This window comes from Psychrobacter sp. T6-1, assembly GCF_052258445.1.
This window is the reverse complement of record NZ_JBQQFC010000059.1, coordinates 1-11,572: the sequence shown is the minus strand read 5'-3', so window position 1 is coordinate 11,572 and position 11,572 is coordinate 1. Positions and strand designations below refer to the sequence as shown.

The window sequence follows — 11,572 nt, the reverse complement described above, 5'->3', positions numbered from 1 at the left end:
GTACCGATACGACGCGCAGTTTTGCTTGGTAGCGTGCGCATAATACCAAAGATGGTACCGATGACCATCGCGATCGTCCAGGCGATACTACCGATCAATAGCAGCCAGCCAAGACCAGTAATCATCCAGTGAATATATAGCTCATTACCGATACCAGTCTGCTCAAAGAGCACACCCCAGTTCCAGCTATAGTTCATAACGGTCTCTCCAAGCTGCGATAAATAAGCCTGCCTACTAGGCTAATACTAAATATTAACTCAGTAAGCAAGCAGCTGTGTTGAGGGACGCTGTTACTGCGCAGTAGCCACTTTTGGTTGCGCGCTGTCATGCGGATTGGCAATGAGGGCTTTTAGATTGTCTGACATCTCAAAGTTCAAATTGACGTTCTTTGGTGGGATTGGGTTCAAGAACCACTTGCTATAGATATCGTTGATCTCGCCTGAGCTATAGACATTGTTAAGCGCTTCATTGACCACAGCCTTAAACTCTGGATCGTCTTTGCGCATCATGCAGCCATAGATCTCAAACGATTGTGGCTCACCTACGATAACCCATTCGTCAGGATTTTTGGCTTTGGCCTTTTCGCCTGCTAGCAAGACATCATCCATCATAAAGGCATCCGCGCGACCGTTTTCTAGCATAAGGAAGCCTTCGCCGTGATCTTTGGCTGAGATGACATTGGTATCCATTTGCTTCTCGTCAATGTATTGACGGATGTAACGCTCAGAGGTCGTCCCTGCAGTGGTGACTAGCGTGTTGCCTTCTAAGTCATCAAAACCGCTGATACCTGAGTCATTTTTGGTAAGCAAGCGCGTACCGATCTCAAAGAAACCGTTCGAGAAGGCGACTTGCTCTTGACGCTCTTCATTATTGGTCGTAGAACCACATTCAAAGTCGACTGTACCGTTTTGTACGAGTGGAATACGAGTTTGTGAAGTGATCAAATTATAGCGAACGTTTAGATCTGGCATGTTTAGGTTTTGCTTGATAGCTTCAACGACTTTCATCTCTAAGTCATGCGCGTAACCCATTGGCTGATTGGGATCATCTGCGATATAAGAAAACGGAATAGAAGAATCACGGTAACCGACTACGATAGTGCCTGAGTCTTTGATCTTTTGCAGAGTGCCATTAGGATTGGCAGCCGCTTCTGTCGTAGCACCATCTGCGGGCGCCTCTTCAGTTGCGGTCTGATTACTGTTGTTGCAACCTGTCAAACCCAAAGCTAATAGGGCGGCGAAGGTTAAAGGTTTTGTTAAAGCGTAAGCCATGAGATACATCCTTTTATCACAATACAAATTTAAGAGGACGCCTGCGCGCAGGTAAAGTCCTCGCTAAGCGTCCATGCAGTTGCTTCTATTTAAAATAATTGCTTATCAATATTTACTTGTTACTTGTTGAAATGTTTACCTAGCGTTCATAATAGTGCAACTTTATGTTACTTTACAACACTTTTCTTAGGACGCGTCATATTCTCACTTTAGTTGTCTACATCTGTTCTATATTTACATTCAGAATAACTGCGATATAAGTCTCAAACATACGCACACATGATTGATAAATCTTTGATAATCCCCATAAAGCTATCACCTTTTCAAAGAATAAATGACTTATGACTTCAGATACCCAAACCACAAATACACAGCATAATAACGATAGCAGCACTACTGATGTGCGTCAGCGATTTTTTATCGAGGACTCCCCTGTGCGCGGTGATGTGGTGCGCTTGTCGCGCAGTTATGCTTCAACTATCGCTCAAAAAGATTATCCCGAGGCCATCAGGCGCTTGTTAGGTGAGATGTTGACGGCAGCAAGTTTGCTTATCGGTACCGTCAAAATCGATGGTCATCTATCTATTCAGCTGCAATCATCAGACAGCGACAGCTTGCTTAACTGGGCGATGGCAGAGTGCGATCAAGACGGTATCATACGCGCGCTTGCCAGCTGGAAGGGACAGACGGATGAGCAAGTACAAGCTTGGAATAACATGACTTATGCTGATGAGGCGTTTGCTGAGCTTGGCGCAACAGGTCAAGGCGTATTGTTTATCAATATTCAGCCTGATGGCGGCGAGGCATATCAAGGCATCGTTGAGCGTACCCATGATAATCTAGCTCAGTGCCTTGCCCATTACCAAAAGCAGTCAGCGCAGATTCCGACTCTAATCAGTCTTGCCTCAGACGGCTTGCAAGCTGGAGGCATCTTGGTACAAATGCTGCCACGTACTGCTGAAGAGGCTTATGAGGTTGAGCAAAACGAAGACGCGGGTATCGATGATGACTTGTGGACTCGCCTGTCGCTGCTCACTCGTACGGTCAAGGACGAGGAGCTGACCACTTTGGACGCCAGCGAGATTATCTATCGTCTATATAATGAAGAGAACGTCGTCGCTCCTGATCCTGTAACGTTAGCGTTTGGTTGTACTTGTTCGCGCGAGAAATGCGCGATGGCGATTGAGCAGATTGGTGAGACCGAAGCGCTAGATATTTTAGCCGAGCAAAACGGCAGCTTTGAGATGGATTGCGGGTTTTGCGGCGCAGTCTACACTTTTGATAAAGAAGATGTGTCAGCGATATTTGCTGAGTAGTCTTTGTTTAAATAGTAGCTCAAATACAATATCAGGCTAAATACAATATTAAGCCAAATACAATATCAAGCTACCTATAATAAAACTCTCAAGTATGCCGCTTGAGGGTTTTTTGTCAGTGCGCTATTAGATCACCACTTCTACCGTATCGGGATAAGAGTGTACGCGAGACTCTTTTGAGTAGTCCGTTTTACCATTATCAAGTAGCCACATTACCACTTGTCTAAAAACGCGTTCGTTGTACATTAAGTTCATGTGACTTACGCCATAAAATATCGCTTTGTTGCCATCGGGTAGCATTAAAGTATGCTCATCAGCATGCTCACCTAATGCCGAATCTATAGATACCAGCCCATCCCCTACGACGTTTGATACCTTTGAGCCATAATAAGTCTCAATCAAAGTGGCGGCAGCAAAAAATGTATTCACGTGCCGAGGCAAGCGCGCAGGATGACGAAAGTCTTGTGGCAACACATTGCGGCCCTCCAAAGACTTCCAATCGGCATCACGGATACTACCATGGCGCAAATCAATAATACCTGCGCTACGCATATCACCCAATTTGGCAAGAGAGCCTGCAAAAGGGAGTTTGGCGATGATATCTTGTACCATAAAGCCAATGCGCTCAAGAATAGCGCCGTGATGCGGCGAGCCTAGAGTCACCAGGTTGCCAACACCTTTAACCCAGCTCATGCGATCTTGCTGACCATAAAACAGCGCACTACGCGCAACTAAGCCACCCATACTGTGACCAACCAGATCGATTTGTGTCAGTGCTGGATTATTATCGACGAGGTTTTGCAGGACTTTGGAGAGCGTATGACCGTTGCGTGAGATACGGCGTCCAGTGTTGTAATCTAAATATAGTACCGTAGCGTCAGGCTGACTATTTAAGATAAAGTCGCCCAAACCGTCACCTTTGGCAGGCTGCCAACTTAAATGACTCATACATAGGCCATGACACAAAATAATGACGCGTCCAGAGAGCTCTCGGCGCTGTATCTGACCGTACCTATCATACAATGCCATAGAGATGGCAAGCGCGTTATTGTGATTAACTAAGTGATCGCCCATGACCCCATTAAAAACATTGACTAGCTTTTTTAAGGACTCAGGCAAAGGCTGTTGTTTTTTGTCATTGGAAACACTTTTATATAGGCGTAGTACTGATGATAAGTTATTGCCAACTAGCAGCATAATATGACGAACTGTACCGTAGATACGCCCAGTGATACCGCGCTGCCAGTTGTTGAAATGACCTTCATCATTAAACCGCCCTAAAGGACGCAAAATCACCTCACGGTGAATCGCCTCAACGATATCTGTGACCTCGACCACGCCCATAGTCGCCAGCTGCGCTAGACCCTCAAAAAAATCGCCTAAAGTAATCGGCTGACGCGGTAATATAGGATCGCCGTCATCTTCTAATAGTTTGGCGACTTCGTTCTCATCGATTGACTCAAGCTGAGCGATTTGTTCATATAAGTCGGCATGTAGCGGCATGCTTTCAGCGATCGTGCAAGCTTCGGTCTTGTGCCGAGCACTAGAGAATAGATCGTGAATGGTGTCGAGTGAATCTGGGCTGTTCTCTGTGCTGTTCATAGTGGTGACGTGCTCAGCGGTTAAAGGGTATTTGACATACTAGCCCTTAACGCAAGCAAAGAGAAGAAAAGGGATTGACTCACAAGTGTGCTTGTTATGGGCGGTAGGAATTTGACGACTAACGAAGCGCAACAAGCCATCATTACTATAATTATGATGAACTGACATCTGATATAACTGCGGTGACGTTATCGCACTGACGTTATCCATTGATGATCACCAAGACAAAGCATGAGCTTGTCACCCGCTCCTAGCGCGCCAACGCCACTTGGGGTACCGGTCATGATGACATCGCCTTTTTGTAAGCTAAAGGCATGGCTGATATCAGCAAGTAAATCATAAACTGAGAACAGCATTAAGGCACTATCACCATCTTGCGCCAGCTTATCATTGATGTGCAATTGATAATGTACTTGCGTCAAATCTCCAACCGCTTTTGGATCAAGCCAATCGCCAAGTACGCATGCACCATCAAAACATTTAGCACGCTCCCAAGGATGACCTTTGGCTTTGAGCGCGCTTTGAAGCTCGCGCAAGGTCAAATCAAGACCTAAAGTTACCCCACATATTGCCTGGCGGGCTTGCTCAGCCGTCGCTGCACTTAGATCACATGCCAGCTGAATACATAGCTCCGTCTCATAATGCGTTTCGCCATACACTTGTGGGTCGGGACGGATGATATCTTGCCTGATAGAAACTACAGAGGAGGCAGGCTTCATGAAAAGCATAGGGGCACTAGGTATCTCATTGTCAAGCTCAGCGGCGTGCGCGGCATAATTGCGGCCGACACAAACGACTTTACCGATAGACGCACACAAACGCTCGCTAGCTTTTATCGCACTATCATCATTAACGTTATCATCAATAGTATTTACTAAAGACATATGTGACGATTGACTCATACAAAATCCTCACTACAAATTGATAGCTACAGTTAATAGATAGGGCACTATTTAAGTGATGAGGTCTAAACCACGAATAACTTGTGGTTTAAACTCCAACTTATTACGGAATGGTATTGGTCATAACATCTGGCGGCACGTAGCTGGCATGGCGATTCATTCGCTTCTCAAAGAGTCTAAAGCTAAACAAGATTACCCATGACAGCAGCAGATAAACAATACCTGCGGCAAAGAACAGCTCCATCAAGGTATAAGTGCGCGCACTAATCGTACGAGCCACCCCAGTGATATCCATGAGTGCTATGGTTGAGGCGAGCGCGCTACCTTTGAGCATAAAGATGACTTCGTTACTATAGGCGGGAATGACAATACCAAAAGCGCGCGGCAGGGTAATGCGCGTAAGCTTTTGCCATTTGGACATTCCGATCGCATCAGCGGCTTCAAGCTCACCTGCTGGTATGGTCTGAATCGCACCGCGAATAATCTCAGCCAGATAAGCACTCGTATTTAAGGTAAAGGCAATTATAGCGCACCAGTAGGCTTGGCTAAGCACAGGATCCCAAAGCATCGACTCCCGTATCCACTCAAACTGGCCCAAACCATAATAGATCAAAAATATCTGTACCAGCAGCGGCGTACCGCGAAAGAAGAAAATATATAAAAAAGGTAATATCTGTATGACCCAGCTTTTGGACAATCGCAGTAGCGCTAATACTAGACCAAAAAATAGCCCGATAATACCTGAGACCACGACCAGCTGCACAGTCAATACTGCGCCGCCTAAGAGGTCTGGGATATGCTCAAAAATAACTTGCCAATTCCAATCCATAAGTGACTCTCCTCTACTTGGCGATCGGTTGGCTAGGGGCAGATTGACGGCTTAGTTTTTTGGCATAGCGCGCCGCTGGATTAGCACGCCATTCCAGCCAAAGCATAAAGCCTGTGATAAGCATGGTCAAACCCAAATAGATAATCGCAGCTGCCATATAAAAGGTAAAAGGCTGCTGCGTTGATTGCGCGGCGCGCGAGGACTGATACATGATGTCTTTGAGACCGACGACAGAGACCAAAGCGGTATCTTTGAGCAGCACTAAGAATAAATTACCTAAACCTGGTAGTGCAATTTGCCAGACTTGCGGTAAGGTAATACGGTAAAATATCTGAAAAGGACGCATACCGACCGCTTGCGCCGCCTCGCTTTGACCTATCGGAATCTCTTGTATAGACATCCGAAAGATTTCGGTTGCATAAGCGCCAAAAGCGATGGATAGCGCCATAACACCGCCCCAAAAAGCACTGACCTCGACGTACTCGTTATAGCCGAATCTCTTGAGAATACTCATCAACAAGATAGAGCCGCCATAGTAGATAAACAGGACTAAGAGCAGCTCAGGAATACCGCGCATCGTCGCCGTATATACTGTCGCAAGCTTGCGCAGTATCCAGACGTCAGAGAGTTTTGCTGTTGCACCAAGCAGACCTAATACCATACCGATAATTAGGCTGGTTACCGCAAGCTTGATAGTGACAGCGGCGCCGCTTAACAATAGCGCGCCAAATCCTTGTAGGTCAAACACAATTATTCACTTATTCTCTTTGTATTATCAATAAAATAGTCGTTTACTATCGTCTCAAACAACGTGTTTATAACGTTTTTATAATGTGTCAGATAGTGACCTTATAAAAGCGCGCTACAACCCTTATGACTAGCGCAGCAAACTGAGCGCTGATTTTATCATATACCAGCAGCGCTATGCATACAAAAAAGACATCACCAAAGCGGTAATGTCTTTCTTGCAATAGCTTAGTCATTGTATTTTAGCAACTACTGTATTTTAGCAGCTGCTGTTTCGTACTGGCTACTGCGTGCTTACTGAAAAGTACTTATCATTAAGCGCATCATAGGTGCCATCAGCTTTGATATTAGCAAGCGCTTGATTTATTCTACCCTCAAGCTCATCACCTGGGCGTACTGCGATCGCAAAGTTGTCTTTGATATCGATCTCATCGCCTTTTAGCACGTAACCGCTGCCAGATTCTGAGCTGAGCCATTCGATAGCAGGCAGCTTGTCAGAGACCATCGCATCAACGCGACCTGAACCTAAATCTAAGAATGCATTGCTTAGCGTGTCATATAGCATCATATTCGCGTCAGGGTATTCGCCCTCTAGCCACTGTGATGAGATAGTAGAGCGCTGCGCGGCGATAGAATTAGTATTGATATCATCAGGGTTACTTGGATCAAAACTGCTGCCCTGTTTGGCTAAAAACACTAAAGTGTTGCTAAAATAAGGATCTGTAAAGCTCACTTGCTGCGCCCGCTCTGGCGTCACTGACATCGCCGCCACGATAGCATCGTATTTGCCCGCTTTGAGTCCTGGAATGATACCATCCCAATCTTGCGCCATAATTTCACAAGTGACTTTCATATCGTCACATATAGCATTAGCCATTTCGACATCAAACCCACCTAATGAGCCATCAGCATTGGTATAGTTAAAAGGCGCATAAGCACCTTCTGTTGCCACGCGTAAGATTTCATCGGTATTGGGAGCCGCGTCTACAGGCTCAGCGCCAGTATCTTGGCTATTACTACAGCCTGATAATGCCAGTGCTGATATCGCTACCAGTGATACAAAAGTCTTTATCATGATCATCCTTGATACTTAATCCAAATATTAGTTAGCCATAGCCTCTGCTTGCTCTTCTTCAGCGATCAGCGCGTTACCCTCTACGCTACCCTCATCGATGACGAGTACTTCTTCGACACTATCGTTAGCCGCTTGCTGCGCGGCAGCCGTTGAGCTGGTGCCAAAATAGCTGGCGGTGATTTGCTCATAAGTGCCGTTGTCTTTGAGCTCGCCAAGGGCTTGATTGAATTTGGCAACTAAAGGATCATCTTTACGAAAGCCAATGCCCATCGCGTCTTCATCAGTATTGATCTCAGCGCCTTTGATTTCGTAATCCTGCCCTGCTGGCGTCTTTAACCAGTCAATGCCTGTAACTTTGTCCGACATCATTGCGCGTACGCGACCTGATGTAAGATCTAAATAGGCGTTATCTTGAGTATCGTAGAATTTGATGTCAGCATTTGGATGCTCATCTTGCAAGTACTGCGCAGATACAGTAGAGCGCTGTGAACCGATTGGCTGACCTGCCAAATTATCTATCGTCAGATCATCGCCTTTTTTGCCGATAAGGACAATACCACTATAAAAGTATGGGTCAGAGAATTCGATAACTTCTTGGCGCTCAGGCGTGATCGACATGCCAGCGATAATCGCATCGAATTTTTGTGCATTTAGACCAGGTATTAGGCCGTCCCAATCTTGTGAGATTACTTCACAGTCGGCTTTCATTTGCGCGCATAGAGCATCAATCAGTTCAATCTCATAGCCAATTAATTTGCCATCAGCGTCAGTATAACTAAACGGCTTGTAGCTTGATTCAGTGGCGATTTTGATATTCATTGGCGCATCGGTAGTCGCCGTATCGACCGCTACTGTCTCATCAGTAGTCGTACTATTATTGCTACAGCCTGCAACCATCAGCATCGCGATACTGACAGGCGCAAGCCATTTGGCTTTAGATTTTAGTGTGGTTAAGTTTTTCATTGTAGTAAGTCCTTAGTATATTGCGTCAAATAATAGGTGTGAGCGAGAGCAGTACTTTTAGAATTAGAATAACTCAACTCATTTACTGACCAAAATTTTCTTGCTCAAGACGTGCCAGCTCACCATTACTACGGATTTCACTAAGGGCTTTATTAAACTCATCTCTTAACGGATCATCTTTACGAACGGCGATAGCGATGTTGTCATTGTTATCGATCTCATCGCCTACTATACCGAAGCCTTCAGTATTATCAGCCAGCCATGATTTGGCCGAGACTTTTTCGGCGAGGACTGCATTGCTACGACCTGACTTTAGATCCAGATAGGCATTATCATAGTTGTCATACAACTGAACGGTATTGCCATCTTTGCCTTCATAGTTATCTTGTAGATAAGCACCAGGTGTGGTTGAACGCTGACCGCCCAAAGTGAGGTCTTTGATCGCCATAGGATCAAAACCACTTTCGGTATCAGTTAGCCACACCATAGTATTAGCGAAGTAAGGCTCAGTAAAATCGACTTTTTCTTGGCGTTCAGGAGTGATTGACATACCAGCGACGACCGCATCATATTTTTGTGCCAATAGACCTGGGATAATACCGTCCCAATCTTGCGCGACAATCTCGCACTGTGCTTGCATCTGCTCGCATAGGGCGTTGGCGACATCAACATCAAAACCTGACAGACTACCATCAGCATTGGTCATGTTAAAAGGAGGGTAAGCGCCTTCGGTGGCAATACGTATGGTCTTAGTCGCGGTATCTGTGGTAGCCGCATCTACGTTGGCGTCAGTAGCAGTCTCATCAGTAGCTGGGCTACATGCCCCAATCAGCATAGCGGTAGCGACGGTCATCGATGACCACAATAGGCGAGAATTCGACATCTTACATTCCTTAGTGTTGAATAAATACGCAAGAATAATGATCTGACATCCATGCCAAACCATAGAACTTGCTGATATAAAGTGAGGACAGCTTGGAGCGCTGCATAAACTCTTTGATAATACCTGACTCAAATATCAAAAACAAACATTTTGCAACTGAGCTGTCATTATTGTGCAATAATTTTTTAATGAAAGTCTGTTACTAGAGGATTGTTTATCCATAGTATGGATTTAATGAGTAGTACTTTTAAAAACATGGTTATTGATATAGCTAAAAACGTGGTTACTGACGATGCGACGACATAAAGTCTTTGACGCGCTCAGAGGTTGGATTGTCAAATATTTGCTCAGGTGTACCCATCTCCTCTATCACGCCTTGATGCAAAAACACCACTTGGCTTGAGACTTCACGAGCAAAGCGCATTTCATGAGTCACAATCAGCATCGTGCGCCCCTCCTCTGCCAGCTCACGCATCACAGCGAGCACTTCATTAACCAGTTCTGGATCTAGCGCTGAGGTTGGCTCATCGAACAGCAAAACCTGCGGCTGCATTGCTAAGGCGCGTGCAATGGCAACGCGCTGACGCTGGCCGCCCGATAAATTCGCCGGATAAGCGTCTTTTTTATCGAGTAAACCCACTTTATCGAGTAGCTTTTCAGCATCGCTGATCGCTTGCGCTTTTTTAACTTTGAGAACCTGCGTCGGCCCTTCGATGATATTTTGCAAAATGGTCTTGTGCGGCCACAGATTAAAGTTTTGGAATACAAATCCTACGCGGGCGCGCAGCCGCTCTAATTCTTTGACATCCGCCGCTTGCAGTTCACCTGACTTACCCGGTTTTAGCATCAGCTCATCATTACCGATCGTGATGCGACCTTTATTCGGTTTCTCTAGCATATTGATGCAGCGCAGCAAAGTTGATTTCCCAGAGCCTGACGAGCCTAATATAGAGATGACATCGCCATCATACGCGGTCAAAGACACGCCTTTGAGTACTGCTAGTGAGCCATAGCTTTTATGAATATCTTCTAGGTCTAAGGCGATAGGACGAGTCGGATCTTTTGCGATATCAAGCATGATTTAGCAGGTTTCCAATAGGTATGAGTAATAAGAAGTTAGAATCTAAGTGCTTTTATCTAATAGATTAATTGATTTGGCAGCGACGAAAGGTTGCATATTGTCGCCTAAAATACAGCCAAAAGGCAAACGTGTATTTGTCTATTCAAATAAAGACACAAAAAAGCTCAAATCTGCCGTAGCACATTTGAGCGTTATTTTAGCATCTCAGTGTCTTTTGCGCCCTACTATCTACTGATTTAGTAAGTAGACACGTGCTCTGATGATTCAGTGCCATCAAGAACCTCTGAGTCATCCGCTATAGCAATAGCAACATCGTCATTCATAACCTCGTTGTCCATCGCAACACCATCATTGGCGCTTGCAATAGCCACATCGTCTGCTGGCATATCATTATCGACGCTAGTGGCTTCTTGCTCAATTTCAGTTTGCGCATCATAAGTCGGATCATCTTCGCTGGTTTTAGAGCCTTTGTCTTCACAAGCGCTCAAAGAGAGTACTGAAGTTGCTAATGTCGCCAGCAATAGGTTTTTATAAATAGATTTTTGCATAATATAATCACTCATCATTATTTAGTTGTTAAAAGTAATAACATTTACTCTTCGTCATCTAAAGAGTCATAGCCCCACTCTTGGTCAGTATCATCATCATCATTATAATTGTCATTGTCATTGTCATTGTCATTGTCAATATCGTCATCACTAGCATAATCATCGTCCGTAACGATATCGATGTCGTCATTGCCATTATCGATCTGTACTTGTTCCACTGAGTTTGGTGCCCCATTATTATTAGCGGCTTCGGTGTTGGTATAGACGCCCCAGATCAGTGCCAGTGCGACTAAGGAGCCATACAACCATTTTTTAGATATGATAGGTTTTGCTTTTTTCTCGGTAGCAGTCATAT

At 45.1% G+C, this 11,572-nt stretch carries 12 protein-coding genes and 1 pseudogene; 1 reads left to right on the top strand and 12 read right to left on the bottom strand.

Annotation, left to right across the window (positions count from 1 at the left end; genetic code table 11):
- Together ACTXGO_RS05410 and ACTXGO_RS05405 are read right to left on the bottom strand one after the other, a co-directional pair.
- A pseudogene (locus ACTXGO_RS05410) lies at positions 1–197 on the bottom strand (amino acid ABC transporter permease); the annotation flags it as partial.
- Between the two features lie 93 nt (positions 198–290).
- Positions 291–1,271, bottom strand: a complete 981-nt coding sequence (locus tag ACTXGO_RS05405; protein ID WP_435950224.1) for a glutamate/aspartate ABC transporter substrate-binding protein — start codon at positions 1,269–1,271, stop codon at positions 291–293.
- A gap of 341 nt (positions 1,272–1,612) precedes the next feature.
- Here ACTXGO_RS05405 and hslO point away from each other — a divergent pair, with 341 nt between their 5' ends.
- Positions 1,613–2,587, top strand: coding sequence for an Hsp33 family molecular chaperone HslO (hslO, locus tag ACTXGO_RS05400; protein ID WP_435950223.1), 975 nt, complete (start codon positions 1,613–1,615; stop codon positions 2,585–2,587).
- Between the two features lie 126 nt (positions 2,588–2,713).
- Here hslO and ACTXGO_RS05395 read toward each other — a convergent pair whose 3' ends face one another.
- From ACTXGO_RS05395 to ACTXGO_RS05350, 10 genes are all read right to left on the bottom strand, one after another.
- Positions 2,714–4,189, bottom strand: a complete 1,476-nt coding sequence (locus ACTXGO_RS05395; protein ID WP_317200206.1) for an alpha/beta fold hydrolase — start codon at positions 4,187–4,189, stop codon at positions 2,714–2,716.
- 188 nt (positions 4,190–4,377) lie between these two features.
- A complete protein-coding gene (locus tag ACTXGO_RS05390) occupies positions 4,378–5,091 on the bottom strand; it encodes a fumarylacetoacetate hydrolase family protein (RefSeq protein ID WP_435950222.1) in 714 nt (237 codons plus the stop codon).
- 103 nt (positions 5,092–5,194) lie between these two features.
- On the bottom strand, positions 5,195–5,920 hold the full coding sequence (locus ACTXGO_RS05385) for an ABC transporter permease (protein ID WP_443573603.1): 726 nt from the start codon (positions 5,918–5,920) through the stop codon (positions 5,195–5,197).
- Positions 5,921–5,933: 13 nt separating this feature from the next.
- Positions 5,934–6,668, bottom strand: coding sequence for an ABC transporter permease (locus tag ACTXGO_RS05380; RefSeq protein WP_317200209.1), 735 nt, complete (start codon positions 6,666–6,668; stop codon positions 5,934–5,936).
- A gap of 282 nt (positions 6,669–6,950) precedes the next feature.
- Entirely contained in the window at positions 6,951–7,745 is a 795-nt protein-coding gene (locus ACTXGO_RS05375; protein WP_435951003.1) for an ABC transporter substrate-binding protein, read from the bottom strand.
- A 24-nt stretch (positions 7,746–7,769) separates the two neighbouring features.
- Entirely contained in the window at positions 7,770–8,705 is a 936-nt protein-coding gene (locus ACTXGO_RS05370) for a transporter substrate-binding domain-containing protein (protein WP_435950220.1), read from the bottom strand.
- Between the two features lie 82 nt (positions 8,706–8,787).
- The gene (locus ACTXGO_RS05365; protein ID WP_443542452.1) at positions 8,788–9,588 is read right to left on the bottom strand and encodes a transporter substrate-binding domain-containing protein; all 801 of its coding nucleotides are present in this window, start codon (positions 9,586–9,588) and stop codon (positions 8,788–8,790) included.
- 283 nt (positions 9,589–9,871) lie between these two features.
- Positions 9,872–10,666, bottom strand: coding sequence for an ABC transporter ATP-binding protein (locus ACTXGO_RS05360; protein ID WP_435950218.1), 795 nt, complete (start codon positions 10,664–10,666; stop codon positions 9,872–9,874).
- A 239-nt stretch (positions 10,667–10,905) separates the two neighbouring features.
- Positions 10,906–11,217, bottom strand: coding sequence for a hypothetical protein (locus tag ACTXGO_RS05355; RefSeq protein ID WP_443573601.1), 312 nt, complete (start codon positions 11,215–11,217; stop codon positions 10,906–10,908).
- 44 nt (positions 11,218–11,261) lie between these two features.
- On the bottom strand, positions 11,262–11,572 hold a 311-nt coding region (locus ACTXGO_RS05350), incomplete at its 5' end, for a hypothetical protein (RefSeq protein WP_443573599.1).